Here is a 25,858-nt window from a genome sequence, read left to right on the forward strand (position 1 = left end):
TTTTTTTTAATTTTGTATGGATGAGTGATTTACCAATAATACAAAAAACTTACGATTTAATCAAGTGGTATGTGCCAATTTTAAATCGGCTTCCTAGAGATCATAAATTTTTGCTAGGAAATCGGATTATTACAGAACTATACAATTTATTAGATATTCTGATCATAGCACGGTATGCTAAACAGAAATTAGCTCATTTAGAATTATTGAATAGTAAGCTAGATATTTTACGTTATCAAACTCGCCTACTTTTAGAATTTAATTTAATTAAGACAGAGCGTTATGAATATGCTCAAAAACTTTTAAATGATATTGGCATCGATTTGGGTGGATGGATAAAACAGCAAAAAATCAAGACAAATATACCTGGCGATTAGAAATTGCAGCTACACTGCCAAGGGCGAAACTGGATTAAATTGATGAAAAGATACGGAAATCTTTGGAATGAAGTTATAGCGTTTGGTAATTTACTATCAGCCGCCCAGCAAGCACAACGGGGTAGCGTACCAAAAAAGAGTCCAGGCCTAATCCAGTGAGGTTGATGACGACCTCCGAATATAAAACCGAGTCGGATAGCTTGGTAGGCTGCAAGGTCGAACAGTTGTCCGATTCATCTAATTTTAGAGCTAATTTTAAAAGCTAATTCAGAACAGTAGAAACACACATCTGAAGTGGTTATAACAAGATTCCCGACTTTTAAAATAAGCCGGGAATCTGAGCTTTTGCAACAGGCAAGGCACTACCATTAGGCGTAAAAACCTTAATTTCTAGTCCAGTAATACCAATTCACGAAAACCTTGATACATATAGATTATCGTAGGGGCATGGCATTGCCCATTGGTGTCAACTTAACGCAAAACTCATGTCCCACAAGGAACTTCAGTTCCTTGCTAATAGCGAAAGTCATCTAAAGATGACTAAATAATCCGAAAAATCTTTAGTCTACTTCAGTAGACTTTAGCTAAAAGCCAAAGAAATTCATTTCTGGGCGGGCGTGGAAGCCAACAGATAAGCGATTTTTCGCTTAAGTTGACACCAATGGGCAAAGACAAGCCCTTACTAGCTATAACATAATCTTCAATAGAAAAGTTATTCAACTTTGGCGCGGAGTGCGGGAGATCGAAAGAGAGTCGCAAATCCAGCTTGGCGCTCGTTTAAAGGTTCTAGAGCATCGTTCCAAAGACTTTCATAATAAAAGAAGGTTACGCCTAAACCGCGTTCTTGGGCAGCCCGCACCTGAGACTTAATTTGCTGCATGGGAACTGGATTATTTCGTAACCCTGTCATAATGCCAATTCCAGTTGGAATTATTTGTTGCGCTTCTTGAATTTCTGCGCGGGAAATATTTGCCACAAAACTTTGCAGATCCGGACGATAAATTTGCACGATTAACTCGTCCACAATATTTTGCCGAATCCAACTTAGCCAATCTTGCAGGTGAAACTTGTAAGCAAAATCATAGTAATTAGGAGAAACAGAGAAAATCGCCTGGGGTTTTCTCTGTTTTACAGCTTGGTTAAGTTGTACCATGAACGCCGTAATTTTATCTGCCCGCCACTTTACCCATGCCGCATCTTGGGAATTAGTTGGCGGAGGATTATTCGTTTCTTTAGTGTACAAAGCAACTGTATATTGGTCGTAACCAAATTCGTGGGGCAAACTCATGTGATCGTCAAACTGAATGCCATCGGCATCATATTGAGTGACAGTTTCCAGCACTAGATTGGTGATGAACTGTTGCACTTTTGGATGGAACGGATTGAGCCACATCACCTCACCAGCCGCACTGATTGAAGTTTGGCTACCATCCCGCTTTTGTGTGAACCAATCAGGATAATTCAGTGCCAATTCCGACGTTGGGGGAGCCATGAAACCAAACTCAAACCAGGGAATTACTAGCAATCCTTTGCGATGGGCTTGGTTAATTAGGTCTGCAAGAATATCATGTCCATCTGAACCTTTGGAGACAAAAGGTTGAATACCTGCACGTTGTGCGATCGCACTAGGATACATTACATAGGCAGAATTCCACACCACAGGATAGATGGTGTTGAAGTTCATCCGCCGTAATTGACTTACCGCATCCTGCACTTTATCCCGATTTTTAAGGGTGTGAAAATCATTAGTGGTCATCCAAACCCCGCGAATTTCCTGACGGGGTATCTGTGCGATCGCAGGGGTGAAACTGTCTACCAACAATACAGTAACAAAGGATATTAAAATGAGAATCGGAAAAAAAGACTTGAGTAATCGCTGCCAACTTTGAACAATAAAAGGTGATTTCATAAATTTGAATGATGCATTAGCTACCCACACACGCCATTGCTCGTTTTTATGATTGAATCTACTAACCATATAGTCTATAAGTATTTATGCTTAGTATTGAATTAATGAGTTGGTAGTTGTTCGTTCCCTGCTTATAGAACTTTTGCACCAGAAAAACTAAAGCAGACAAATTAAGATAGTTGACGCAGCTAGTAGGCATTTGTGCCCAATAGATATTGGTATGGGCATTGGGCATTGGGCAGAGGGGAAAAACTTACTGCAACATCTCCCTCATCTCCCTCATCTCCCTCATCTCCCTCATCCCCCTCACTCCCTCATCTCCCCCTACCTCCCCTGCCCCCGATCTTCTCACTCCCCCACACCCCACCTGTGTCACAATAGAGAACTGTAATAAGAAAAATATTGTTAAGGTAATTTAGTGAGTCCAACTGCTCAATCCACGGCAAGTGCGCGTCGCGTGGTATTTCCTTTTACGGCAATTGTGGGCCAGGAAGAAATGAAACTGGCGTTGCTATTGAACGTGATTGACCCCAAAATAGGTGGTGTAATGATCATGGGCGATCGCGGCACCGGTAAATCCACAACTATCCGGGCGCTGGCGGATCTGCTGCCAGAAATTTCTGTGGTTGCCAATGACCCCTTCAGTAGCGATCCTAACGACCCCGATTTGATGAGCGATGAAGTCCGCCAACTGTTAGAACAAGGGGCGGAAATTCCTGTAGCTCATAAAAAAGTCCAAATGGTAGACCTGCCGCTAGGAGCTACAGAAGACCGAGTTTGTGGCACAATCGATATTGAGAAAGCTTTATCTGAAGGTGTCAAAGCTTTTGAACCGGGACTACTGGCAAAGGCTAACCGGGGCATTCTTTATGTGGATGAAGTCAACTTACTAGATGACCACCTCGTAGACGTGCTACTAGATTCCGCCGCGAGTGGATGGAACACTGTAGAACGAGAAGGTATTTCTATCCGTCACCCAGCGCGTTTTGTTCTTGTGGGTTCTGGAAACCCTGAAGAAGGCGAACTACGCCCCCAATTGCTCGATCGCTTTGGGATGCACGCAGAAATTCACACCGTAAAAGAACCAGCCTTGCGGGTGCAAATAGTGGAACAACGGGCGGATTTTGACCAAAATCCTCCAGCATTTCTCGAAAATTACAAACCCCAGCAAGAAGCACTGCAAGAGCAAATTGTCAATGCTCAACAGCTTTTGCCAGAAGTGAAAATGGACTATGAACTACGGGTGAAAATTTCTGAAGTCTGCTCAGAACTGGATGTAGATGGTTTGCGGGGTGACATTGTTAGTAACCGCGCCGCCAAAGCTTTAACAGCTTATGAAGGACGTACTGAAGTTACAGTTGATGATATCCATCGTGTAATTACGCTATGCTTGCGTCACAGACTGCGGAAAGACCCCTTAGAATCGATTGATTCTGGCTACAAAGTCGCCAAAGTTTTTAGCCGCGTCTTTGGGGTTGAACTACCAGAAAGTGATGTTGCACAGAAAAACGGCACAGGTCAAAAATTAGGGGCAAGGGGTTAAAAGTACAGACGCGATTAATCGCGTCTGTACAGGAGTTAGAAGTTTTGAATGGAAAGCTGCTTCATAACTCACAACTTTAATTTCTCAGTCAAGACTTGAGTATATAACTCACAACTCCTAACTCAGCATTCAGCACTGACTATATAACTCCTAACTCATAACTCCTAACTCATAACTCCTAACTCCTAACTCCTAACTCCTAACTCAACACTGACTATGAGAATTTGGTCTTTTTGGTTCAACAGCTTTATTCTATCTAGCCAATACAACCCGCCCAGGTTTGTAGAATTATTGATGCTCTTATTAGCGATCGCACTGCTTGCAATAGCCAGTATTTTACCAGATAAGCCCTATTTAATCTTAGGCTTGAGCTTAGTAGTTGGGGCATCTATTTCTATCTTAGTGCGGGAAGCGATCGCGCCCTCACCCCAGACGCGAATTACCCAACTAACAGCATCGTTATTGCTCATCATCAGCCTCTATGGTTTTGCTGATTTAATGTACGCTCTTTAATGGGGAGTGGGGAGTGGGGAATAGGGAATAGGGAAGAAACTTAATCAACAATGTCCAATGCCCCATGCCCAATGCCCAATAATTTACCAATTCTGCATTTCCACCAATTCCATACACAACTCATTAATTTGCTCTAAATCGGGTTTGTGAGGTAAAGCAGATTGTTCGTAAACAATTTCCATTTCAGCGACTAAATCTTCTGCCATTTTCATCACCTGCTCATAAGAATACTCACCCTTTAAAATAGCTTTTAAATCCTCAAAATCACCAGCTATTTTCCTATCTACAATCACTTCACCTCGCCGCAATATTTCTACTCCACTGCGTAGCAATCTAATGCAGTGCATCCCATGTTTGAGGTCAAAACCCGATTTTCTTTCCATTTCTGCCCTAGCCGGATTCCTATTTTCCTGCCAAGATAAGTAAGCCTTCCATTCTCTTAAAGCTATTTGATAACTTTGGCTTTTCTGAAGTAGGCGGATAAAATCTTTACGGCTATTGGTTAAATATTGGGTATATTCCAAAGTTTCATCTGGCAAAGTGTATTGTTTCAATACGCCTTTAAAATCAATATCTGCCGTCAGCAATTGATATAATTGTTCCGCTTCTTCCAAAAACTCAATCCGTCCTCTGATTAAATTATAAAGATACTCCAAAAAAGCATTTAGCTCATCTTTGCTGAGGGGTGCTTCGTCTTCTATGGCGAAGTCAGATGGTATTGGTTTTTTTTGCGGTGGCTTTAACAACCATTTACGATGAGTTTCCATCTTTTTGATTTGGGCAAAGGCATAACCAGTGTAAGTATGTTTTACCTTCTTACTCAAAAATAACTGTTTATGATTGATTAAATGCTGTCCGACTGCGCTTAAAAAAGGATAGTTATTTAACCAGAGCAATTCTAAAACATTGGGATTCGCGCCCGCTAATAACTGGAGAATTTTTCTTAATTCATATATAACTGTGTCTTTGTTGCCATCTATAAATGGAAATATTCCTGGTTCCTCCCAACCAGCATCTTTTTGTTCTATCCGGTCAAATCCCAAGTAGTACCTTTTGGGTGCGATAAATACTCCCCGATAATCAAAGTCTGAATCTGGACGATTTAAACCATAGCCGTGGCTACCTGCCAAACCAATTAAAATAGTTCTTTGCTCAACTTCTATTCTTTTCATATCACCTGATTAAAATATAGTCATCCTAACTCATGAGTTAAGCAGGTGGGGAGATCGAGAGCAGAGGGGTAAGGGGATAAATGACAAATGAAAAATGAAAAATGACAAATACCAAATTGTCTTTGTTTGTATTATTTGCTCGAAAGAAGCAAAAAGGAAAATGCACTTCTGGTGATGACGACAAGGCAGAAGGCAGAGGCGTTTATGATTGCAAGCCGCAACACTTAACTGTGAGGAAGAAAACTGTTTATTCGCTTGATACACTGGAAAAATTACTGAAATTTCAAGGATGATCGCGCAATTCAAGGTAAAATACAGTGATTTTCAAAGGGGTTATAAACGTGGAGCCAATCACATTGACTGCTACTACAATGATCGCCACCGTGTTCTTCTCAGAAGCCGTAAAAGAAGGAGGAAAATCACTGGGGACAGCCGTTTCCAAGATGGTGAGTCAATTGATTACGGCAGTTCGGAATAAATTCAAAGCAGCCGGAACTGAAGGACTGCTGACACGGGCAGAAAAGCAACCCACAGAGGCAAACATTAACCTAGTGAAGGCAGAGTTAGCGGTACAAATGGAGGAGGATGCTGGATTTGCTGCTGAGTTAAACGATTTGCTGGCTCAATTGCAAGCAACTGAGGTGGTGCGTCAGGTGATTTTAAAGGGCATTGAGGTATCTGGCAACCTGGAAGCTGAAGATGTAACCCAGAAAGCAAGTCGCGGTAGTTCGGTTGAGCAGGAAATGCTGAGGGATGTGAAGGCGCAAAACATCAGGTTGGGCAATTTGTCTCAGGAGAGCTAGTACCATGCGTTCTGACAAAGATCCTTCCGAAGCAAATCATTCTCACGAGCGAATCAATCAAAATGCCGTTAACAACGTCACGGCACGAGACATCCAGATTGGTCAGATTGTTCAAAAGATTGTGTATCTGGGGCAGCCGTTCAACAGTCATCACTTACGCTTTGTTCAGTTTCTGGCAAACTCGGCGTATCTTACCTGCCTGATAGGGGGATTCATTCGCTTATGGCAAAACGGTGCTGATTTTACGACGCTGCTGATGATAATTATTGCCAGTGCTTTGCTATCGCTGACTTGCTTGTACTATGCCTGGTTCTGGAAACCGGAAGTTCAGGATAAAAACGCTCCAAGCTCTGAGCAGTCTGACTCGGAGTTGATGAAAGCACAACAAATTAAGCAACGATCGCGTCAACGGACACGTCGTTTAGCAATTGTCGGAATCTTCGCCATTCCGCTGCTGACCTTTGGCGGATTTTTCGTGTGGCGATCGCTGCCTCCGCCTCATGTGCTGTTGTTGGTTGCCAATTTTGATGGAGTTGATCCTCAAAAATATCAAGTGACAGAAACCATTGTGCGGAACCTGCGGAATGCAACAGAACCTTATGCTGATGTTAAGGTGCCAGCGCTAAACAAAACTATTACCGAACAGCAAGGCAGCGAGGTCGCCCGTGCGGAAGGTGAGCAGAAAAAAGCATCGATCGTGATTTGGGGGGATTATGGTGTCACCCCAACAAATGTACAAGTCAGCACTCACTTTGAAGTGCTAATATCCCCGGACTATTTTCCTAAACTGGGAACAACAGCCAGAGGTGAAGCCCAAATCCTGCCGCTTGCCGAACTCGAAAGCTTTAAACTACAAACTCGTCTTTCTAAAGAGATGAGTTATCTGACTATATTTACACTAGGCATGGTGCGATATACTGCAAATAAGTGGGATGAAGCCATTGCCCTTTTCAGCGATGCCTTAGCTCAGGTAAAATCAGAAACCAATGTATCTACGCTAAATCAAGGGGTCGTTCATTTTTACAGTGGAATCTGTTTTTACAACAATAGCAATTTTACCCAAGCGATCGCAGACTACAAAAAAGCCATAGAACTTAAGCCGGACTTTGTTGAGGCTTACAATAATCTAGGTAATGCTTACACAAAGCAAGGCGACTATAACCAAGCTTTTACAGACTACAACAAAGCCATCAACCTCAATCCAAATCTTGCTGAGGCTTATAACGGTCGGGGAATTGTTTACAGAAACCAGGGCAAATATACTCAAGCCCTCGTAGACTTTAACAAAGCTATCGACCTCAAGCCAGACAATGCTGAGGCTTACACCGGTCGGGGGAATGTTTACGTCGCTCAGGGCGACTTTGCCCAAGCTATCATAAACTACAACAAAGCGATCAAACTCAATTCCAACCTTATTGAGCCTTACTATAATCGTGGGGTTGCTTATGTTGGTCAGGGCAACTACACTAAAGCCTTTGCAGACTACAACAAAGCCATCGAACTCGATCCGAGCGCTGCTGAGGCTTACATCAATCGAGGGAATGCCTATGTTGATCAGGGCAACCTTACCCAAGCCTTCATAGACTTTAACAAAGCCATCAAACTCAATAAGAACCTTTCTGAGGCTTACATCGGTCTAGGGAATGTTTATGCAAAGCAGGGCAACTTCACCAAAGCTTTTGCAGACTACAACAAAGCTATCAAACTTGATCCGAGCGCTGCTGAGGCTTACAACGGTCGGGGGGCTGTTTATGCAAAGCAGGGTAACTTCACCCAAGCGATCGCAGATTACACCCAAGCCATCAAACTTAAGCGGGACTTTTCTGGGGCTTACAACAATCGAGGAAATGCTTACTACAATCAGGGTAACTATAGTCAAGCCATTTTGAATTACAACAAAGCCATCAAACTCAAGCAAGGCAACGCTAATGCTTACAACGGTCGCGGGATAGTTTACATCAAGCAGGGCAACTACACCCAAGCTATTGCAGACTTCAACGAAGTCATCAAACTCAAGCCGAACACTGCTGAGGCTTACTACAATAAAGCTGGTGTTTACAGCTTAAAAAGAGAGTTCAAGGAAGCGATCAAGAATTTGCAACGAGCAATCCAATTAGATGCAAAGCTTCGGGAGAATGCAAAAACAGATTCCGACTTTGATAACATCCGCAAAGATGAGCAGTTCCGGGCTTTAGTAGGGGAGTAGATGTTACGGCTTGCAATTAAAAACGCCTCTACCTTCTGCTTTGTCGCCATCACCAAAAATTACTAAAAACCTATTAATGCGTCGGCTTGCATTGTTAATCCATCCAATGCATTATCTTAGAATGTTAATGCGTTTCCCTGCATTAAAAAGGCTACGCTTTTACGCGAAACTACACTTAGTTTAACAAAAATGCCCCTAAAGGAGATGATGCAACGATATCCCTTTAAGGAGCAAAACTTGTCAATTCAGTTTTTCCTATAATTTCGGTTTCCTACAACAGAAATTATCTAGGATTAATATGCCGTCTATTCCCCCATCCTGGATTAACAATGGCGGCTAAATCTTCTTCAGACAATTTGTTAATTTCATTGTCCAGTTCTTCGACGCTGAAATCATAGCCACGCTCTTGAGCAATCTTGACGAAGGCTTCTGGATTAGCTGTTGCTTTGAGTCTTTGCTGTAGTGCTTGATCTTGTTTTACGGCTTCAAAAAGTCGGGTAGCATTTTGCTGTGTCATGACAGTTTATCTCCTGTTTTAAATATCAGGTTTGAATCTAGTAATTTGACTCCTGTGAAATCACTAAATTTTAGTGAAGAACCTTTAGATTAAGAGTGTAAGTTTAATTTTAAAACAAAGAAGATAATTGTGTAGATTCTGATAAGAAAATATAAGTTTTAGTCTAAATATTTCTGCTAATTTATAAAAGTCAGCCCTAAGATGGAAGCAGTATTTAACTAAATAACATTGATTTTGAATTATCAATGCATTTTACATTCTTTGCGTGGGTGATTCAGTCATAACGACTTTTGGCAAATAAAAGCTTGACTTGACACCTGTTCATAAAATAGTATGTTAGATTGTCTGTCTAATTCCTGCTCGGATCAGGTAGACATATTACAAAAGCTGGCTGCATCGTCTCTACAGGAGATAAAAACCAGCTACCTGTACGGCAACCTCAAGGACAATTCCATGACCTACGCGATTATTGAAACTGGCGGCAAACAAATACGAGTAGAGCCAGGGCGGTTTTACGATATTGAACTGCTTGCGATCGAACCAGATGAAAAAGTTACAATAGACTCTGTATTACTCGTGCAGCACGATGGTGAAGTTACCATTGGACAGCCACTAGTGACAGGTGCGACTGTAGAAGGGACTGTAATGCGACATTACAGAGGTCGTAAAGTTCTGGTATACAAGATGAAGCCCAAAAAGAAAACCCGCAAAAAGCGGGGGCATCGTCAGGAAATTACCAGACTTATGATTGACTCCATTACCCTTAATGGTGAAGTATTTGCTTTCCAAGGAGAAACGGAGAAGGAAACCCCCGTTTTAGATGAGACTCCTGCCGAAGAAGTTGAAACCGCTGCTGAATAATAATAAAGAGAAGATACATAAGAGGAAATCATGGCTCATAAGAAAGGAACAGGTAGTACACGCAACGGTCGTGATTCTAATGCCCAACGTCTGGGTGTCAAGCGTTATGGTGGTCAAGTTGTACGTGCAGGAAACATTCTCGTGCGTCAGCGTGGTACCAAATTCCACCCTGGTAACAATGTCGGTATTGGTAGCGATGACACTCTTTTTGCCTTAATCGACGGTGTTGTAATGTTTGAGAGAAAGGGCAAAACCCGTAAAAAAGTTAGTGTTTATTTACCCATAACTGCTGCTGAGGCAGCCCCTGCTGAGGCAGTAGCAAGTTAGAGTAGTTAGGGTGGGCACTGTTGCCCACCCTAATTGCTAGTTAGCGATCGCATGTCCCAGTAGTTGCTTAAAAGTCGCTTTGTTCCTTTGTTGCCGATAGATTAGTATCAGGAGCATCAAAGCGCAGATATTCTTCAATAACAAAATAAGCTGTTACGCATTTAAGTTGTATATTTACTCGTGTTCGCGCAGCGTCTCCGTCAGGAGAGGGTTGTCATTAGTCAATTGTAGTCTTAACGATTGCAATGTACAATCTAGACGCCCATCAGCTGATCACTGTCCCCACTGTCATACTATTTACAATTCCTCAATCTTTACTTGCCCTAAAGCTAGGAAGCATCCGTCTAATTAAGTCTATGTTCCTGTAGAGGTACTTATGAGTCTGATTCTTCCCAAACGCACCCTATCCCGTCGCCGATTACTGCAAGTATCTGGACTTTCAGGGGTAGGCTTTCTTTTAGGTGGCTGTGGGACAAATTTGTTCTCAGATAATCTGCGGCAAATATCTGAGCCATTAAACCAAAGTCTTGAAGCACTCCTGCTAAGTCAAAAACCAGTACCAGAATTTCCTGTCAGTGCCATAGAACCAGACAAATTGCTGGTTAATACCTTTGACTTCACCCCGCAAATTGATCCGGCGCAGTTTCGCCTGACGATTGATGGCGAGGTTAGTAACGCGATGCAATTGAGTATGGCAGATATTCAAAAACTCCCCTTGACTTCAATGGTAATTCGCCATGTGTGTGTTGAAGGCTGGGCTGCGATCGCTCAATGGGGAGGTGTGCGATTACGAGACTTGGTAGCGCTGGTACAGCCTAAGTCAAATGTCCGCTATGTCTACTTTAAATCTGCTGATGGCTACTATGAAAGCTGGGATATTGCCTCTGCTGTACATCCCCAAACTCTCATGGCTTATCAAAAGAATGGACAAACTTTATCAGTTGATAATGGTGCGCCTATGCGTCTAGCATCCCCAATTAAACTGGGCTACAAGCAAAGCAAGTGGGTGACTCAAATTACATTCGTCAGCAATTTGTTACCTCGTAAAGGCTATTGGGAGGATCAGGGCTATGAGTGGTTTGCTGGGTTATGAGGGGGCAAGGGAGGCAGGGGGAGAAAATTTTACCCTAGACCTCTTGCAAAAGTCCCTAACACCCCACCCCCAACCCCTCCCCGATGCTTTGGGGCTACGGTGTACACACAAGTCGCGCGATCCATATTGGTCAATTCGTGCCCGTTGCCACTTGGATGAGGAACCGAACTGGGCTTTGCCCTACGGCTATGCAGTTAAACAACGGAGACAGGGGAAATAACAATTCAAAATTCAAAATGACGCTCGCGGACTCGCTCATAGCGTTGCCATGCCGAAGGCTTTACGCTGCGCTAACAAAATTCAAACATTTTAGACATTTTGCCTACGGTATGCTGCGCGAACAGACGGGGATTTAAACCGCGACTGAAGCTGATCGGAGGCGGAGTGGCTCCGACTCCGCGCTACGTGTAATGGTTGGGGTCTTAAACCCGTTTATTTACGATAAATCTAAACAGCAGGTGTTGCGATCGCAATTCTAAGGGTTTGAGATTGCCAAGCTGCGATCGCAATTTACTTGTGTTTAAACGCAGATAATAATACCAATTTGAAAAATGATTGCGACAGATGTAGGACTTACGCAAAAGTACACGCTGTAGGGGCAATTCATGAATTGCCCCTACGTGAAATAAGGTTTCGGCTATTGTTTGCGTAAGTCCTGAGATGGACAGAGAAAACCCAGATACAGTAAGCGGTTTCCAATCCAAAATCGTTCGACTGAGCGACTTGTACTGAGCGTAGTCGAAGTAAGCCGAGGTAAGCCGAAGTCTAAAATCTAAAATTCAAAATGGTATAAGTAGATGGAGCTAAAAGACTCATTCACGAGTATCAAAGACTCATTAATGGAGTTCAAAGGCTCTTTAATGGAGCTAAAAGACTCATTAATGGAGTTCAAAGACTCATTAATGGAGCTAAAAGGCTCATTAATGGAGTTCAAAGACTCATTAATGGAGCTAAAAGGCTCACTAATGGAGTTCAAAGACTCATTAATGGAGCTAAAAGGCTCATTAATGGAGTTCAAAGACTCATTAATGGAGCTAAAAGGCTCACTAATGGAGTTCAAAGACTCATTAATGGAGCTAAAAGACTCATTAATGGAGTTCAGAGCCTCATTAATGTATCTTAATTAGCTCTCTATCCCGCCCAGCATTCAAAGTGCCGGGTTAATAGCCTAAGTCCACTCAAGTGGACTGCAATTAATCTCAAAAAATCGCTTAGTCCTCTTTAGAGGAGTTAAGCTATTAGACTGGGATTTTAATCCCAGGCGGGTAATGCAGCCGGTGCAGATTACCTAAATTACTGAAACCAACGCCAGACAAAAGCAACCATTCTCCTGAATCAAGGCTGACGATTCCGCCGCAAGCCTTCCAGATTTTTACGAAAGGTTATTGTATTGGGATGATTTGCCCCCAACCGTTGTTGTGCGATCGCCAAAGCTTCGATATACTTTGGTTCGGCATCGCTGTACCTTCCCTGTGAACGGTAGAGTAATGCCGCTTCCAATTCCAATGTCGGAGTAAAACTCGCTACACGATATTGTAAAATATCTCCTGGATCTTCCCCAAAAGCATTTCCTGACTCAATAGGTTTCAAAGACAACAGCCGCAATTCATACAGAGGGTCGCGGTATAATTGCCCCCACAATACAATATCTGCGTCTTCTTCTGGTTGAGATAAAGCCAGTGTCGCATCTTCCAATGGTACTGATGCCCGATTATCATTAAACCTTGCACCTAATGCACCCCAAAGGCAAAGAGCAACTTTGATGTCAGGACGTTGGGCGTGAATCTTTTGCTCAATTATCTCAAAAGTTTCGTTGTATTCTCGTTCTCTAATGCCAGTGCCATGTACAAATATTACAGTGGTCATTGTTTATTAGACATCTCCAGAAATTAAATATGCGTTATCTAGAACCCTTGTAGAGACGTAGCAATGCTACGTCAAAACAATTCTTTTTCGGAGATGTCTATTATAAAGGTGGCTAGCGATGCCTGCGACGGGCTACGCCTACGCAAAGCTTCTCCCCTGTATTATTCATGACCACGTTCTCTGATACAAGAGGACTTACCATTAAAAGTCAGGTTTTAGAGGATATTTGAAAAGTCCCCTTGTCGGTATCAAAAGTTTTAGATCCCTCTAAATCCATGCCACTTGCTTCACTTGGGATCTCCCCAAGTGAAGCAGGTGGCTCCCCGATGAATTGGGGGACTTTGACTCCGGTTCCCCCCAATTTATCGGGGGGTTGGGGGGATCTTCCAAGGCAAAATATCACTACCACCAAGTGTATTGACCCTTAAACCTTAGTCGTGAGAAATCTTGATATTTCTGCATGTGCCAACACAGCAGCAGGTTCGCGCTGGAGAGCGTTGTAATACTTTCTCTCAAAGGTATTGCCCGTCTCTAACGGTATAATCAACGTGCGGACATCAGCAATCAACTTTTCAAAATCCTCTATTGCTATCGGTTCATCTGCTTCGAGCATTTCATCAACTTGCACAACCATCTCGGAAATGCGATGTAGCCAAGCAAATTGTTCATGAGCGATAACTAGCTGAAGAAGTTCTCCGCTTGATACTCGTCCACTAACCTGTTCGTAGGCAATGCGTTCTGTATCCAACAACATCTTATGAAGGTGGAGTAATTTATTTCGTAAATCACGCAGATATTGATGTTGACGTATTCTTTGTGAAAGTGTGTTAGAAGTCAATGTTACCCATCCTTTCGTTACGATAGTCTTCAATGGCTTAAATAATTGCTGCGTCAGTATTCATCACGAATAGACTATAGCGAACAACTGGTTTGTTGAGTCATACGCTAGCGATGAGGAGCATATCCAATGATGGCGTAGCAAGATCCCGCAGGTTTACGGGAGCGGCACTCAACATACATCGCCACTTCCTCACTGTCTTGTGCAAACAGCATCATTAGCTATCTGCCCAACCTCAGTTCATGTATTCGGTTTCCTTGTTAAGACGCATGACAATCAACATATTTTTTTATAACTGTTGTATCTTATATTTGATTACTCATATATTAGCATAAACTTATAAGAAGTACATAGTGTAGAACCTATCGAGAAAATATCAATTATGGGAAAACTGTCTTAATGTCGCTAGCATACGTAATTCTAGGTCTTCTTCAGCAGCAAGAAATGACGGGCTATGACCTCAAAACGAACTGCTTTGATCAATGCATTGCCCATTTGTGGCCAGCAGACCAGGCACAAATTTACAGAACTCTCGATAAGCTAGTTGAGCAAGGCTGGATTACCTGTACAATTGAGATTCAGCGCGATCGCCCCAACCGCAAAGTCTACAGCGTAACGGAGCCAGGGAAAGCCGAATTCACCCGATGGCTTGGAACTCATCAGCCTTTACCGACTGTACGAGAACCTTTGCTTGCCCAGTTGCATTTTGCAGAACAGTTGCCGAATGAAACCATCATTTACCTACTGGAAGAACAATTAGCGGCTCGAAGCAAAAAGCTTGCTGAATCTGAAATCATCGATTTACCATCACTTGGTGATGAGTCTGCCAACCGTGAGCAAGTAATGCAAAGGCTTGTGCTGGAGTTGGTGATCCGAAGAGAACAGACTTATATTGATTGGTTGAAGATAGCGCTCAATGTTATCAGTCACCAAAAGCCTTATCATCAAATTATCAGATTCTTTGATACTCCCTAGCACTAAAGCGACGGGGATTCCTGTTTCAACCGTCTTCTTTAGATACCGTCCACAGGCTTATACTGTATACTATAGGGCGTTTTCACCAGAACCTTTGCGCCAGGATCTCAAACAGAGGAAGCCGTTGGCTGTAGCTCGTTTTTCTGTAACTCTCATAAATCAAGGCAATGGTAACAATAGCAGTCAATCCTTATCTTGATCACAATTTTGCTCCAATCCATGAAGAAATCACCACCGACAAGTTGCCAGTAATCGGTGAATTACCTTTTGACTTATCGGGGATGTTTGTCCGAAATGGCCCTAACCCTCAATGGACACCCATCGGTCAATATCACTGGTTTGATGGTGATGGGATGTTGCATGGTGTGCAAATTAGGAACGGCGTAGCCACTTATCGCAACCGTTATGTCCAGACAGCCGGATGGAAAAAAGAACGAGTTGCGGGTAAGGCTCTCTGGAGTGGGTTATTAGAACCACCGCGAATGGATAATCCCCACGGCCCCCGCAAAAACACTGCCAATACTGCCTTAGTGTGGCACGCTGGTCAGATGTTGGCGCTGAACGAGGGAGGTAAACCTCACGCCATCAAGCTTCCTGAATTAGATACTATTGGCGAGTATAGCTATAATGGCAAGCTAGTTTCTGCCTTCACAGCCCATCCCAAGGTAGACCCGGTGACAGGTGAAATGATCTTCTTTGGCTACTCTGTGTTTGCGCCACCGTACCTGCAATATAGTGTGGTCTCAGCGCAAGGCGAACTGTTGTGGACAGTGCCAATTGACCTGCCAATGGGGGTGATGATGCACGATTTCGCCATCACTGAAAACTACACGATATTTATGGATTTGCCGTTGACTTTTAGCGCCGAGCGATCGCAACGGGGAGAACCTGTAATGATGTTTGAGCGCGATCGCCCAAGTCGTTTTGGCATTCTACCACGTCACGGTGACAACAGTAATATCCGATGGTTTGAGAGTCCCTCTTGCTACGTCTTCCATACCCTCAACGCCTACGAAGACGGAGATGAAGTGGTGCTTATTGCCTGTCGCATGAGTTCTACTACTGTTTTGAGTTCAGATGATTCGCAACCTGACCCAGAAGGAAATATCCCGCGCTTGCATCGCTGGCGGTTTAATCTCAACACGGGGACAGTGCGTGAAGAGATGTTGGACGATGTAGCTTCAGAATTCCCCCGTGTCAATGAAAATCTATTGGGGCGACAAACCCGATATGGCTACACTAACAAAATAGCGAATAGTCCCTTACGTTTATTTGAAGGTATAATTAAGTACGACTTCAGCAGTGGACAGTCCCAAATCCATAAATTTGGACAAGGGCGCTCTAGCAATGAAGCTGTGTTTGCGCCGCGTCCTGGTGCAACTGCTGAGGATGATGGTTGGCTTATGACTTTTGTCCATGATGAGAATTCAAACACTTCAGAATTAGTAGTGGTGAATGCCCAAGATGTAACTGCTGAACCTGTAGCGCGGGTGATAATTCCTCAACGAGTGCCTTATGGATTTCATGGTGCTTGGGTTGCACAGGAATAGCTAAATAGGCGGTCAAAGAAGAGGAAAGGGGGCAGGGGGGAAAGTTTCCCCTTTCCCCACTTCAAATTATTTCTCCCTATACCCCCCAGCGTAGTCAATTACACAAATTGTTCTATATAATTTGTGAGTTCCATAAGCAACACCAGACACTTTAAAAGCGCCGTTAAAAATGTTTGTTCTATGACCGCGATCGCGCACACCATCATCAATAATTAATTGCATGACAATATCTTGGGCGGTGTTTGGGCCATAACTGATATTTTCGCCTGCGGTTGTTTGCCATTTACCATAGCGGTTGATGCGAGTAAAGGGGTTGCTACCATCGCTACCATTATGACCTGTAGCACCTTTTGGGCCTTGGTCTTTAACATGGTCTTTTGCTCCTAAAGACATACCTTTAGATGCACTCAACGCCCCTACAGGACGTACTGATTTCAAAAATGCGATCGCCTCATCAACTGCTTTGACTCCTTCTTGAGTTCGCAAATAGGTATTATTAGAAATTTTGACTCGGTTCCCCTGGAAGCGCTTTTTATAGTTTTCCAAAATCGGGAGATATGACTTGGGATTTGTTCGTACCTTATTTGTTTCAACAATTACCTGTTGTTCAAGTGGTGAAAGATAACTTGCCTTTGCTAATAAAGTTGGACTCGTTGGTTGAACTACTGCTGGGTTAGAGTTTGCCACAGACGGGGTAGATTGAAACAGTTGATTTGAGCAGCCGAAAATCAGGGCAACTGGCAAAAGTACCCAAAATTTAATGTGATGCATTCATTACCTCACAATTTTTTCTATGGATTAATTTAGTGAATTAGAAAAAATAATAATTTTCAACACACAGAGTTTGTAGACGCTTCTTTATTCGGAATTTTAGAAGCGGCTGTTACACATCAGAACTTCGATCAGTTCCTTGAGAAGAACGGAAATGAGTTGATCAAGAGTATAGATAACGCTGCGCTCGTCTTTGTTCCTTGAGTGTTCAAAAAGGATTACTTAATACCTGTTGTAACCTAGTTAACACTGGAACGTAAAGGACAAAAAATATTTTTACTTTATTACGCCTGCTTTTAAGTACAATAATTCAGAACCTTCGGTATTTGTCCCCACTTCCTAACTCAAATTATTTATCCCTATACCCACCAGCGTAGTTAATTACACAAATTGTTCTATATGATTTGTGAATTCCATAAGCAACACCAGACACTTTAAAAGCGCCGTTAAAAATGTTTTTTCTATGACTGCGATCGCGCACACTATCATCAATAATTAATTGCATGACAATATCTTGGGCAGTGTTGAAGCCATAAGTGATATTTTCGCCTGCGGTTGTTTGCCATTTACCATAGCGGTTGATGCGAGTAAAAGGGTTGCTACCATCGCTACCATTATGACCTGTAGCACCTTTTGGGCCTTGGTCTTTAACATGGTCTTTTGCTCCTAAAGACATACCCTTAGATGGACTCAATGCTCCCACAGGAGGTGCTGATTTCAAAAATGCGATCGCCTCATCAACTGCTTTGACTCCTTCTTGAGTTTGCCAATAGGTATTATTAGAAACGTTTACTAGGTTTCCCTCAAAGCGCTTTCTATAGTTTTCTAGAATCGGGAGGTATGATTTGGGATTTGTTCGTACCTTATTTGTTTCAACAATTACCTCTTGTTCCAACGATGAAAGGTAACTCACTTTTGATAAAGTCGGACTAGTTTGTGGAACTACTGCTGGGTTAGAGTAGGCTACAGATGGGTTAAATTGAAACAGTTGATCTGAGCAGCCAAATATCAACGCAATTGGCAAAAACACCCAAAATTTCATGCGACGCATCGATTACCTCACAATTTTTCTATGGATTAATAGTTTGAGTGAATTAGACAAAATTAGGACTTACGCAAATTTACACTTTGAGAAACCAGCGTTGGCGATACATCAGAACACCAACAGCCCACCACAACAACACGGTGACTATGGCGAAAAACAGGGAACCATTCAAAACTCCCGCCCAAGATACGAAAAAATTCTGGTAAATCCAATTGTAAGTACTGGGAGCATCTTTGCCTGTGCCGATAGTGGTTCTGACTAAGATTTTAATCAACAAAACGGATGGAACGAAAAGTGCGATCGCATTTAAGCCCATAATTTCAAAAGGTTTACTCCAGCGACGATTCAGCCGGACTTCGATTAATTCATAACAAGCTGCTAGCAAAAGTAACGCCCAACCGCTAGTAAAGATTACATAAGAACTTGTCCACAGCTTTTTGTTGATGGGGAATGTCCACCCCCACGCCCAACCGATAATTAAACAACCAACTCCAAATAATGCTAACCCGATACTTGTGCGTGACTTGACAGGTTGACTGCGTATCCATTGACCAGTGAAGTAGCCAGCGAGGACACTTACTATCGCAGGAATAGTACTGAACAGTCCCTCTGGATCTCCCATAAAGTTGAAACCATCACCTTTATATAGATGTGCTTTGGGAATAATCAAACGGTCAACATAAGCGCCGAAATTACCTTCCCGCGTCAGAACTCCCGCGCCAAAATCGGGTACTGCTACATACATCATTGTTAGCCAGTAGCCGATGAGTAGCACTGCTGTCAGTATCCATTGACCTTTACGCGGAAGGTTGAGAACTATTAAGGAAGCCAGCAGATAGGTAATGCTGATGCGCTGCAACACTCCCATAATGCGGATACTACGCAAGTCAAAAGTCCAAATACCTTGATTCCAAAAGCCATTTAGTAGCAATCCCAAGGCAAAGAGAATGGCGGCGCGGCGTAAGATGCGCCAGTAAACAGCTGAGGTTGTATTACCTTCAGTGTACTTTGACAGCGAGAAAGTCATCGCTACACCGACAATGAAGAGAAAAAAGGGGAATACCAAGTCAGTTGGTGTGCAACCGTGCCAATCGGCGTGGGCTAAAGGAGGATATACATCATCTGCGACTCCCGCCATATTGACGAGAATCATCGCAGCGATGGTAATGCCGCGAAAAACATCCAGTGAAGTCAGGCGCATAAGCGGAATTTTCTATTAGATGAGTATCTAAGTACAGCATTTCATTAATTCGTAGCGAATTAAATTTGGCAATGCCAATGCATCGGCTAACAATGCCAACGCATCGGCTAACAATGCCAACGCATTGGCTAACAATGCCAACGCATCGGCTGACAATGCCAACGCATCGGCTGACAATGCCAACGCATCGGCTAACAATGCCAACGCATCGACTAACAATGCCAACGCATCGGCTGACAATGCCAACGCATCGGCTGACAATGCCAATGCATCCCCTTGCATTAAAAACGCTACGATTTTACGCAAAGCTGTACTAAGCTACCCCGCTTGATGCAAGTAATCAAGCAAAATTTATAAACTTAGATACAAGGTAAAATTTTGTTAAATAATTACCACAACTCGCTATGCCAATCAAAGTTGGAGATACCGCCCCTAATTTCACTCTACCTGCTCAAAACGGCTCAACAATTAGCCTCCAAGATTTTCGCGGCAAAAAAGCTGTTGTCCTATATTTTTACCCCAAGGATGACACACCCGGATGTACGGCTGAATCCTGCGCCTTTCGCGATCAGTATGAAGTGTTTAAAAACGCTGGCGCTGAAGTTGTCGGCGTGAGTGCTGACTCCAGCGAATCTCACCAAAAATTTGCTGCGAAATACAATCTACCTTTTACCCTGTTAACTGACAAAGGCGACCAAGTACGGAAGCTATATGGCGCAACAGCAGCCTTTGGCTTATTCCCTGGCCGCGTTACTTACGTTATTGACCAACAAGGAGTTGTGCAATACGTGTTTGATTCAATGTTTAACTTTAAAGGTCACGTTGAGGAAGCATTGAAAACTTTGCAACAGATTGCGAAATAGGGGAATGGGGAATGGGGAGTGGGAATGAGGAGTTAGGAGTTATTTCTCCCCTATCTCCCTCATCTCCCTCATCTCCCCTACTCCCCACTCCCTACTCCCTACTCCCTATTTAGAATGCGACTTTTCCGGGATGACAATATTAGCGTGGGTTGCCTTAGCATTCTTGCCGTTAGTATGCCCGTTACCATTGCGGGGATGGATCACACCATAACCGCCGTGGTTGCGTTCGTAAATTACATTAATCTCTCCAGTTTCAGAATTGCGGAACATATAAAAGTCGTGCCCTACGAGTTGCAGTTGTTCCAGGGCTTCTGCAAGGGTCATCGGCGGCATGGAAAAATATTTGGTGCGAACGACTTCGTTGGGTAATTCGGGGGTGCGATCGCCAATTAAATCTGTGACTACCGATTCTACAACAACTACTTCTTCTGGTTGGGACTGAGTTTTCTGGTCTTGACGCCGTTCTTTGTATTTCCGCAGTTGACGAGCAATTTTATCTGCAACTAAGTCAATGCTGGCATAGAGGCTTTCGCTGCTTTCCTCGGCACGGATAACGCTACCATTAGCATAAATTGTTACTTCAGCCGCTTGTCTTGGATTAATTCGAGGATTACGGGCTACGCTAAGATGCACATCTACTTCATTTGTAAGGCTCTGAAAGTGACTAACTGCTTTTTCAATCTTTTGATGTACATATTCCCGAATCGCATCGGTGATTTCAATATTTTTGCCGTGGATGACAAGCTTCATGTAAACTCTCCCACTGAATATTTAATGTGTGAATTTGCTTTGTATGAAAAGAAATTGCGGTAAGGTTTATTACTCCCGCCAAAACAAATTGTGAACTCTTTCTATGTACTGCTGGTAAGCTTTTCTAAACTTACTGCATCTAGATTTTTGCTCATTATACCCTTGATTTTCATCCTCATCTCTGCGCTGATATCCAATTGGATATTCACCTAGAACTCTTTGGTGAGGAAATTTTAGCAGTAGCTCCTGTAACTGTCTTCTGTGTTAAAACAACGCTTACAGAACTGTTGATAATTGCTCCTTCTGTGTTCGGTTGAAGTTTGCTTGCTGTTGTTCAATAATACAAGTCTTTGTGGAAATTTGATTCTGTTTGAAATGCAAACTAATGTTATGAGAGTCATCAGCCAGTACATTCGTCTTTATCGTCTTGGCATGATGCTTATTGCAGAGAATTCCTCCTAAAACCTATTGAGGTTATATATTCAAGCTAGCACTTTGTATTTTCTAATGCATGTTCCCTTGACTTTCCTTTAAAATCCTTTGCAAATCTTGACATTTTTTGATTCCAATCCTGTAATTTGAAATATATTCCGCCCTTAATGCAGTTGATTTTTGGCATAATCCATAGTATGAAAACACACAAAAACCGTTGTTTGTTGTACAATCAAGGATTAATGCCTTACTTAGAAGCTCATGGATGGCAGCGATCGCTCTTGACTGAGCGTATCCATGACCCCAGTCTAGACGACGTATTAATTTTGCTAGAACATCCACCCGTCTACACTCTGGGACAAGGAAGCAACTCTGATTTTCTCAAATTTCATATTGACAAAGGTCTATATGATGTGCATCGAGTTGAACGGGGTGGCGAGGTTACTTACCATTGTCCCGGTCAATTGGTGGGGTATCCAATTTTAAATCTGCAACGTTATCGTAAAGACCTCCATTGGTACTTACGCGAACTCGAAGAAGTCATAATTCGCGTATTAGCAGTTTATGGGTTGCAGGGAGAAAGAATTCCGGCTTTTACTGGCGTTTGGTTACAAGGGCGAAAAGTTGCGGCTATTGGTATTAAAGTCAGTCGTTGGATTACCATGCACGGCTTTGCATTAAATGTTTGTCCAGACATGACAGGCTTTGAGCGCATTGTACCCTGCGGTATTTCTGATAAACCTGTAGGCAGTTTAGCCGAATGGATTCCAGGTATCACTTGCGAAGAAGTGCGTTTTTATGTAGCACAGTCCTTTGCTGAAGTCTTTGGTGTGGAATTAGTCGAGTCGCAGCCTCAAAGATTTTTCCGGTCTGAGTAAATTCAGCTTGTAATTATGTAATAAATACTATAGCAGTCCCATTTAAATTGTGAGACACTGATGAGAGTTAGGGCTATTTCATTCTATACATAAACCGCCCAGAACTAAAGTTCTTTGGCTTTTAGCTAAAGTCCGTTAAAACGGACTAGAACCTTTCCTCAGTCATCTAAAGATGACTTTCGCTATTAGACTCAGAATTCATTCTGAGGCGGGCTAGATGAGAATGAAATAGCCCTGGATGAGAGTAGCCTATATTTAATAGTATGAAAATAACTATTTAACTAAGGTTGTCAAAGCTAAAATTTGATTATTTACAAATTTCTATACTAAATTTTTACGACCGTCAAGCACAACTTTGCGCGTGAATTACTCAAATAATCTCCAGATATATCCCCCATCGTCAACGTCTCTGAGAGAACGTGATTGGACAGCTTTAATAGAACTATTTGATAGAGACGACGGTGATGAAATTGAAGCCGACATCAACAGGAGTTTGTTTTGGCTGATACCTGAACCTTGTTGGGAAGATGATCCCTTTGAGTTCTTACGCGAGTATCTTTGAATAGTGGGGAGTGGGGAGAAATGAATTCAAAATTCAAAATTCAAAATTCAAAATTAAAGAATTCCTGCCTCCTGCCTTCTGCCCAATGCCCAATTACGAATTACGAATTACGAATTACGAATTATTTGAAGGCGACTAAGGAAAATACGTAGGCGATCGCTTTGCGGATTGGTCAGCAGTTCATAGGCTGGGCCTTGTTCTGTCACAATACCGTTGTCTAAAAATATCACCTGATGGGCTACTTCTTTTGCAAATTGCATTTCATGGGTGACAACCACCATTGTCATCCCTTCTGATGCCAATTGTTGCATCACTTGCAAAACTTCGCCGACGAGTTCAGGATCTAAGGCGCTGGTGGGTTCGTCAAATAGCATGATTTGGGGATTCATACATAAACTACGAGCGATCGCTACTCGTTGCTTTTGTCCCCCAGAAAGTTGTTCGGGATAAGCAGAGGCTTTTTCAGATAAGCCAACTTTTTCGAGATATAACCTCGCTAGTTGAGCGCTTTCCTTCGGTGTTTTTCCCAAGACTTTCTGAGGGGCAAGTGTCATATTTTCTAAGACGCACAGATGGGGAAACAGGTTGAACTGTTGAAAAACCATACCTACTTGTGTTCGTAGTTGCCGCACTTGGCTATAGTTGACAGTGGGTCGGGATAAGTTAATTCCGTTGATTATTAAACGCCCTTTGTCAATGGTTTCTAAGCGGTTGAAGCAGCGTAGTAAGGTACTTTTACCACAGCCGGAGGAACCGATAATTGCAACGACTTCTCCCCGGTTGATTTCGCCAGTGATTCCTTTGAGGACTTTTAAGGAACCAAAGTTTTTTTCGATATTGTCAAAAATAATGGCGGGGATGGTATTATTCATTACTTATGTCAAACTGCTCTACAGTTGATTGTAAGGTTTTAAGGTAGACGTGCAGCAGTCCTAAAAAACGCCTCAGAATTAATTCTGAAGCTAATAGCTAAAGTCTTCTTTAGAAGACTAAGTAAGGGTTTTAGTCTACTTCCAGTAGACTTAAGCTATTAGCCAACAAATTTATTTCTTGGCGGGAGATTGAACAGTTGCAAGATATAACTTGAACGAACCGCCAAGACGAGGCAGTGCGTTGGGCGGCTCCGCCGACTTGAAGCAACTGCCGTGCCAAGGGCGCAGAGAGGGAAAGAAAACAATATGGCTAAATTTGATTTTGGACATTGGCTGCGCTGGTGTGTGGTTATAGGTTTTAGCTGTTTGTTACTGGCTGGCTGTGCTGTGAACTCTAGCGCGGGTAAAACTCTGCAAATTGCTACTGAACCGGCGTTTCCACCTTTTGAGTTTCAGGGAAAAGGTGGGGAGTTGCAGGGTTTTTCCATTGATTTGATGAATGCGATTGCAGTTGCTGCTAACTTTAAAGTGGATTTTCAAAGTCTGCCTTTTGATGGCATTATCCCAGCTTTGCAAGGTAAAACGGTAGATGCGGCGATTAGTTCGATCACGATTACAGAGGAGAGGGCAAAGACGATTTCTTTTTCCCGTCCTTATTTTAAGGCTGGGTTAGCGATCGCCATCCGCGCAGACAATCAAAATATTACTGGTTTTGACAGTCTCAAAAATAAAAAAATTGCGGTACAAATTGGCACAACTGGGGCAGCAAAGGCTAAGAGTATTCCTGGAGTGCAAATTCGCAGTTTTGATTCAGCACCTTTAGCCCTCCAAGAATTGCTCAATGGTAATGTGGATGCGGTAATCAATGATGCACCAGTGACTTCGTATGCTATTAATACGGGTAATCTTCAGGGAATTAAAATAGTACAGCAATTGCTGACGGAGGAGTTTTACGGGATTGCTACAGCTAAAAATTCGCCGAATTTGGCATTAATAAACAACGGTTTGAATAGGGTGCTGAGAAATGGCACTTATTCCCAAATTTACCAAAAATGGTTTAAAGCCGAGCCGCCATCATTACCAGTTAAATCACCATTTGAGAACCAGACTACCACTGGCGCACCTAAAATATCTACCTCAATTGGCGTGATTTTGCAAGCTTTTCCAACTTTATTACAAGGTGCGTTAGTAACGTTGCAATTGACGATACTTTCTGTAGTGTTTGGTTTAATTGGGGGTTCCCTGATTGGTATTGTCCGCCTTTCTCATATTGCACCTGTGCGTTGGGTGGCGAGGGCGTATGTAGATTTTTTTCGGGGAACGCCTTTGTTGGTGCAAATTTTTATGATTTACTTTGGATTACCTGCAATTTTGCAAGAACTTGGTTTTACATTTAGTTTTGATCGTTTAGTAGCTGGGGTAATTGCCTTAAGTTTGAATAGCGCCGCATACATTGCCGAAGTTGTTCGTGCTGGGATTCAATCAATTGAACCAGGACAAGCAGAAGCAGCACAGTCATTAGGTTTGAGTTCTGTACAAACAATGAGTTATGTAATTTTTCCTCAAGCTTTCCGGCGGATGATTCCACCTTTAGGTAATGAGTTTATCAGTTTGTTGAAAGATACTAGCTTAGTTTCTGTCATTGGGTTTGAAGAATTGGTACGTAAAGGACAGCTAATTGTCGCCGATAACTATCGCGCTTTTGAGATTTACGCGGGTGTAGCAGTGGTTTATTTATGCTTGACGTTACTTTCTTCACAAGCGTTTAGCCGCTTAGAAGTGTGGATGAATCCGGTTAAACGGCACAGGAAGTACGATACCTAAGGGACTTCTAATTAAAAAAATATCCCATCCCTGCAAGACGCTACGCGAACGCTTTGAGGGCAGGGAGCAGGCTTGCCATGAGCGTAGCCGAACGGGAGCAGGGGGGGAAA

The 25,858-nt window shown here is 42.8% G+C and carries 29 protein-coding genes; 17 read left to right on the plus strand and 12 right to left on the minus strand.

The features are described from left to right. Positions 1-20 precede the first annotated feature (20 nt). A complete protein-coding gene (avd, locus tag LC653_RS19455) occupies positions 21-377 on the plus strand; it encodes a diversity-generating retroelement protein Avd (protein WP_229496276.1) in 357 nt (118 codons plus the stop codon). A gap of 712 nt (positions 378-1,089) precedes the next feature. Here avd and LC653_RS19460 read toward each other — a convergent pair. Continuing rightward, entirely contained in the window at positions 1,090-2,286 is a 1,197-nt protein-coding gene (locus tag LC653_RS19460; RefSeq protein ID WP_372478192.1) for a glycoside hydrolase family 10-like protein, read from the minus strand. A 418-nt stretch (positions 2,287-2,704) separates the two neighbouring features. Here LC653_RS19460 and bchI point away from each other — a divergent pair, with 418 nt between their 5' ends. Next, positions 2,705-3,829 (plus strand): magnesium chelatase ATPase subunit I, encoded by a 1,125-nt coding sequence (gene bchI, locus LC653_RS19465; protein WP_229496278.1) that lies wholly within the window; start codon positions 2,705-2,707, stop codon positions 3,827-3,829. 216 nt (positions 3,830-4,045) lie between these two features. Continuing rightward, positions 4,046-4,342, plus strand: a complete 297-nt coding sequence (locus LC653_RS19470; protein WP_229496279.1) for a hypothetical protein — start codon at positions 4,046-4,048, stop codon at positions 4,340-4,342. 83 nt (positions 4,343-4,425) lie between these two features. On the opposite strand, the gene LC653_RS19475 is transcribed toward LC653_RS19470, so the two are convergent. After that, positions 4,426-5,514 carry a nucleotidyltransferase domain-containing protein gene (locus LC653_RS19475; protein WP_229496280.1) on the minus strand — a complete coding sequence of 363 codons (1,089 nt, stop codon included), beginning with the start codon at positions 5,512-5,514 and terminating at the stop codon, positions 4,426-4,428. Between the two features lie 101 nt (positions 5,515-5,615). On the opposite strand from LC653_RS19475, the gene LC653_RS19480 reads away from it, so the two are divergent. The 3 genes from LC653_RS19480 to LC653_RS19490 are packed head-to-tail and all read left to right on the plus strand — an operon-like array spanning position 5,616 to position 8,523. Beyond that, on the plus strand, positions 5,616-5,807 hold the full coding sequence (locus LC653_RS19480) for a hypothetical protein (protein WP_229496281.1): 192 nt from the start codon (positions 5,616-5,618) through the stop codon (positions 5,805-5,807). 48 nt (positions 5,808-5,855) lie between these two features. Further along, a complete protein-coding gene (locus LC653_RS19485; RefSeq protein WP_229496283.1) occupies positions 5,856-6,317 on the plus strand; it encodes a hypothetical protein in 462 nt (153 codons plus the stop codon). A gap of 4 nt (positions 6,318-6,321) precedes the next feature. Continuing rightward, positions 6,322-8,523 (plus strand): tetratricopeptide repeat protein, encoded by a 2,202-nt coding sequence (locus LC653_RS19490; protein WP_229496285.1) that lies wholly within the window; start codon positions 6,322-6,324, stop codon positions 8,521-8,523. A 283-nt stretch (positions 8,524-8,806) separates the two neighbouring features. Here the strand turns inward: LC653_RS19490 and LC653_RS19495 are convergent, their stop codons facing one another. Further along, positions 8,807-9,040 (minus strand): Nif11-like leader peptide family natural product precursor, encoded by a 234-nt coding sequence (locus LC653_RS19495; RefSeq protein WP_229496287.1) that lies wholly within the window; start codon positions 9,038-9,040, stop codon positions 8,807-8,809. 453 nt (positions 9,041-9,493) lie between these two features. Between LC653_RS19495 and rplU the strand changes: the two genes are divergently transcribed. From rplU to LC653_RS19515, 4 genes are all read left to right on the plus strand, one after another. Next, a complete protein-coding gene (gene rplU / locus LC653_RS19500; RefSeq protein ID WP_229496401.1) occupies positions 9,494-9,901 on the plus strand; it encodes a 50S ribosomal protein L21 in 408 nt (135 codons plus the stop codon). A gap of 30 nt (positions 9,902-9,931) precedes the next feature. Continuing rightward, entirely contained in the window at positions 9,932-10,228 is a 297-nt protein-coding gene (rpmA, locus tag LC653_RS19505; RefSeq protein ID WP_099099325.1) for a 50S ribosomal protein L27, read from the plus strand. A 376-nt stretch (positions 10,229-10,604) separates the two neighbouring features. After that, positions 10,605-11,321, plus strand: a complete 717-nt coding sequence (locus LC653_RS19510; RefSeq protein ID WP_229496289.1) for a molybdopterin-dependent oxidoreductase — start codon at positions 10,605-10,607, stop codon at positions 11,319-11,321. After that, complete coding sequence (locus tag LC653_RS19515) at positions 11,299-11,541, plus strand: hypothetical protein (RefSeq protein ID WP_229496291.1); 243 nt, start codon at positions 11,299-11,301, stop codon at positions 11,539-11,541. Before LC653_RS19510 ends, LC653_RS19515 begins: the two co-directional genes overlap by 23 nt. A gap of 202 nt (positions 11,542-11,743) precedes the next feature. Here the strand turns inward: LC653_RS19515 and LC653_RS19520 are convergent, their stop codons facing one another. Beyond that, positions 11,744-12,025 carry a hypothetical protein gene (locus LC653_RS19520; protein ID WP_229496292.1) on the minus strand — a complete coding sequence of 94 codons (282 nt, stop codon included), beginning with the start codon at positions 12,023-12,025 and terminating at the stop codon, positions 11,744-11,746. 93 nt (positions 12,026-12,118) lie between these two features. On the opposite strand from LC653_RS19520, the gene LC653_RS19525 reads away from it, so the two are divergent. Further along, complete coding sequence (locus tag LC653_RS19525; protein ID WP_229496294.1) at positions 12,119-12,448, plus strand: hypothetical protein; 330 nt, start codon at positions 12,119-12,121, stop codon at positions 12,446-12,448. Positions 12,449-12,656: 208 nt separating this feature from the next. Here the strand turns inward: LC653_RS19525 and LC653_RS46285 are convergent, their stop codons facing one another. Next, on the minus strand, positions 12,657-13,187 hold the full coding sequence (locus LC653_RS46285; protein ID WP_267923116.1) for a tetratricopeptide repeat protein: 531 nt from the start codon (positions 13,185-13,187) through the stop codon (positions 12,657-12,659). Positions 13,188-13,611: 424 nt separating this feature from the next. Next, a complete protein-coding gene (locus LC653_RS19535; protein ID WP_208766542.1) occupies positions 13,612-14,025 on the minus strand; it encodes a hypothetical protein in 414 nt (137 codons plus the stop codon). A gap of 399 nt (positions 14,026-14,424) precedes the next feature. Between LC653_RS19535 and LC653_RS19540 the strand changes: the two genes are divergently transcribed. Next, positions 14,425-15,000, plus strand: coding sequence for a PadR family transcriptional regulator (locus LC653_RS19540; RefSeq protein WP_229496296.1), 576 nt, complete (start codon positions 14,425-14,427; stop codon positions 14,998-15,000). Between the two features lie 167 nt (positions 15,001-15,167). Continuing rightward, entirely contained in the window at positions 15,168-16,550 is a 1,383-nt protein-coding gene (locus tag LC653_RS19545) for a carotenoid oxygenase family protein (protein ID WP_229496298.1), read from the plus strand. A gap of 66 nt (positions 16,551-16,616) precedes the next feature. Here the strand turns inward: LC653_RS19545 and LC653_RS19550 are convergent, their stop codons facing one another. From LC653_RS19550 to LC653_RS48290, 4 genes are all read right to left on the minus strand, one after another. Beyond that, a complete protein-coding gene (locus LC653_RS19550) occupies positions 16,617-17,321 on the minus strand; it encodes a CAP domain-containing protein (protein WP_229496300.1) in 705 nt (234 codons plus the stop codon). A 349-nt stretch (positions 17,322-17,670) separates the two neighbouring features. Continuing rightward, entirely contained in the window at positions 17,671-18,372 is a 702-nt protein-coding gene (locus LC653_RS19555; protein ID WP_229496302.1) for a CAP domain-containing protein, read from the minus strand. 70 nt (positions 18,373-18,442) lie between these two features. Further along, the gene (locus LC653_RS19560; RefSeq protein ID WP_229496304.1) at positions 18,443-19,567 is read right to left on the minus strand and encodes an acyltransferase family protein; all 1,125 of its coding nucleotides are present in this window, start codon (positions 19,565-19,567) and stop codon (positions 18,443-18,445) included. 27 nt (positions 19,568-19,594) lie between these two features. Beyond that, positions 19,595-19,849 carry a hypothetical protein gene (locus tag LC653_RS48290; RefSeq protein ID WP_229496306.1) on the minus strand — a complete coding sequence of 85 codons (255 nt, stop codon included), beginning with the start codon at positions 19,847-19,849 and terminating at the stop codon, positions 19,595-19,597. Between the two features lie 122 nt (positions 19,850-19,971). On the opposite strand from LC653_RS48290, the gene LC653_RS19570 reads away from it, so the two are divergent. After that, complete coding sequence (locus LC653_RS19570) at positions 19,972-20,430, plus strand: peroxiredoxin (protein WP_229496308.1); 459 nt, start codon at positions 19,972-19,974, stop codon at positions 20,428-20,430. Between the two features lie 105 nt (positions 20,431-20,535). Here the strand turns inward: LC653_RS19570 and hpf are convergent, their stop codons facing one another. Beyond that, positions 20,536-21,180 (minus strand): ribosome hibernation-promoting factor, HPF/YfiA family, encoded by a 645-nt coding sequence (hpf, locus tag LC653_RS19575; RefSeq protein ID WP_229496310.1) that lies wholly within the window; start codon positions 21,178-21,180, stop codon positions 20,536-20,538. A 629-nt stretch (positions 21,181-21,809) separates the two neighbouring features. On the opposite strand from hpf, the gene lipB reads away from it, so the two are divergent. After that, the gene (gene lipB / locus LC653_RS19580) at positions 21,810-22,490 is read left to right on the plus strand and encodes a lipoyl(octanoyl) transferase LipB (RefSeq protein WP_233718361.1); all 681 of its coding nucleotides are present in this window, start codon (positions 21,810-21,812) and stop codon (positions 22,488-22,490) included. Positions 22,491-22,851: 361 nt separating this feature from the next. Beyond that, complete coding sequence (locus tag LC653_RS19585; protein WP_229496312.1) at positions 22,852-23,052, plus strand: hypothetical protein; 201 nt, start codon at positions 22,852-22,854, stop codon at positions 23,050-23,052. 107 nt (positions 23,053-23,159) lie between these two features. On the opposite strand, the gene LC653_RS19590 is transcribed toward LC653_RS19585, so the two are convergent. After that, positions 23,160-23,924 (minus strand): amino acid ABC transporter ATP-binding protein, encoded by a 765-nt coding sequence (locus LC653_RS19590; protein WP_229496314.1) that lies wholly within the window; start codon positions 23,922-23,924, stop codon positions 23,160-23,162. Between the two features lie 306 nt (positions 23,925-24,230). On the opposite strand from LC653_RS19590, the gene LC653_RS19595 reads away from it, so the two are divergent. After that, positions 24,231-25,748 (plus strand): ABC transporter permease subunit, encoded by a 1,518-nt coding sequence (locus LC653_RS19595; protein ID WP_229496316.1) that lies wholly within the window; start codon positions 24,231-24,233, stop codon positions 25,746-25,748. Positions 25,749-25,858: the final 110 nt, after the last annotated feature.

The sequence above is a fragment of the Nostoc mirabile CHAB5784 genome (assembly GCF_020829645.1).
GTDB classification, from domain to species: Bacteria; Cyanobacteriota; Cyanobacteriia; order Cyanobacteriales; family Nostocaceae; genus Nostoc; species Nostoc mirabile.

What these genes read in the sequence shown, in the direction of transcription:
- avd (WP_229496276.1), top strand. Translation starts at nt 21, where the DNA reads ATGAGTGATTTACCAATAATACAAAAAACTTACGATTTAATCAAGTGG.
- LC653_RS19460 (WP_372478192.1), bottom strand. Translation starts at nt 2,286, where the DNA reads ATGAAATCACCTTTTATTGTTCAAAGTTGGCAGCGATTACTCAAGTCT.
- LC653_RS19470 (WP_229496279.1), top strand. Translation starts at nt 4,046, where the DNA reads ATGAGAATTTGGTCTTTTTGGTTCAACAGCTTTATTCTATCTAGCCAA.
- LC653_RS19475 (WP_229496280.1), bottom strand. Translation starts at nt 5,514, where the DNA reads ATGAAAAGAATAGAAGTTGAGCAAAGAACTATTTTAATTGGTTTGGCA.
- LC653_RS19480 (WP_229496281.1), top strand. Translation starts at nt 5,616, where the DNA reads ATGACAAATACCAAATTGTCTTTGTTTGTATTATTTGCTCGAAAGAAG.
- LC653_RS19490 (WP_229496285.1), top strand. Translation starts at nt 6,322, where the DNA reads ATGCGTTCTGACAAAGATCCTTCCGAAGCAAATCATTCTCACGAGCGA.
- LC653_RS19495 (WP_229496287.1), bottom strand. Translation starts at nt 9,040, where the DNA reads ATGACACAGCAAAATGCTACCCGACTTTTTGAAGCCGTAAAACAAGAT.
- rplU (WP_229496401.1), top strand. Translation starts at nt 9,494, where the DNA reads ATGACCTACGCGATTATTGAAACTGGCGGCAAACAAATACGAGTAGAG.
- rpmA (WP_099099325.1), top strand. Translation starts at nt 9,932, where the DNA reads ATGGCTCATAAGAAAGGAACAGGTAGTACACGCAACGGTCGTGATTCT.
- LC653_RS19510 (WP_229496289.1), top strand. Translation starts at nt 10,605, where the DNA reads ATGAGTCTGATTCTTCCCAAACGCACCCTATCCCGTCGCCGATTACTG.
- LC653_RS19515 (WP_229496291.1), top strand. Translation starts at nt 11,299, where the DNA reads ATGAGTGGTTTGCTGGGTTATGAGGGGGCAAGGGAGGCAGGGGGAGAA.
- LC653_RS19525 (WP_229496294.1), top strand. Translation starts at nt 12,119, where the DNA reads ATGGAGCTAAAAGACTCATTCACGAGTATCAAAGACTCATTAATGGAG.
- LC653_RS46285 (WP_267923116.1), bottom strand. Translation starts at nt 13,187, where the DNA reads ATGACCACTGTAATATTTGTACATGGCACTGGCATTAGAGAACGAGAA.
- LC653_RS19540 (WP_229496296.1), top strand. Translation starts at nt 14,425, where the DNA reads ATGTCGCTAGCATACGTAATTCTAGGTCTTCTTCAGCAGCAAGAAATG.
- LC653_RS19545 (WP_229496298.1), top strand. Translation starts at nt 15,168, where the DNA reads ATGGTAACAATAGCAGTCAATCCTTATCTTGATCACAATTTTGCTCCA.
- LC653_RS19550 (WP_229496300.1), bottom strand. Translation starts at nt 17,321, where the DNA reads ATGCATCACATTAAATTTTGGGTACTTTTGCCAGTTGCCCTGATTTTC.
- LC653_RS19555 (WP_229496302.1), bottom strand. Translation starts at nt 18,372, where the DNA reads ATGCGTCGCATGAAATTTTGGGTGTTTTTGCCAATTGCGTTGATATTT.
- LC653_RS19560 (WP_229496304.1), bottom strand. Translation starts at nt 19,567, where the DNA reads ATGCGCCTGACTTCACTGGATGTTTTTCGCGGCATTACCATCGCTGCG.
- LC653_RS48290 (WP_229496306.1), bottom strand. Translation starts at nt 19,849, where the DNA reads ATGCAAGGGGATGCATTGGCATTGTCAGCCGATGCGTTGGCATTGTCA.
- LC653_RS19570 (WP_229496308.1), top strand. Translation starts at nt 19,972, where the DNA reads ATGCCAATCAAAGTTGGAGATACCGCCCCTAATTTCACTCTACCTGCT.
- hpf (WP_229496310.1), bottom strand. Translation starts at nt 21,180, where the DNA reads ATGAAGCTTGTCATCCACGGCAAAAATATTGAAATCACCGATGCGATT.
- lipB (WP_233718361.1), top strand. Translation starts at nt 21,810, where the DNA reads ATGAAAACACACAAAAACCGTTGTTTGTTGTACAATCAAGGATTAATG.
- LC653_RS19590 (WP_229496314.1), bottom strand. Translation starts at nt 23,924, where the DNA reads ATGAATAATACCATCCCCGCCATTATTTTTGACAATATCGAAAAAAAC.
- LC653_RS19595 (WP_229496316.1), top strand. Translation starts at nt 24,231, where the DNA reads ATGGCTAAATTTGATTTTGGACATTGGCTGCGCTGGTGTGTGGTTATA.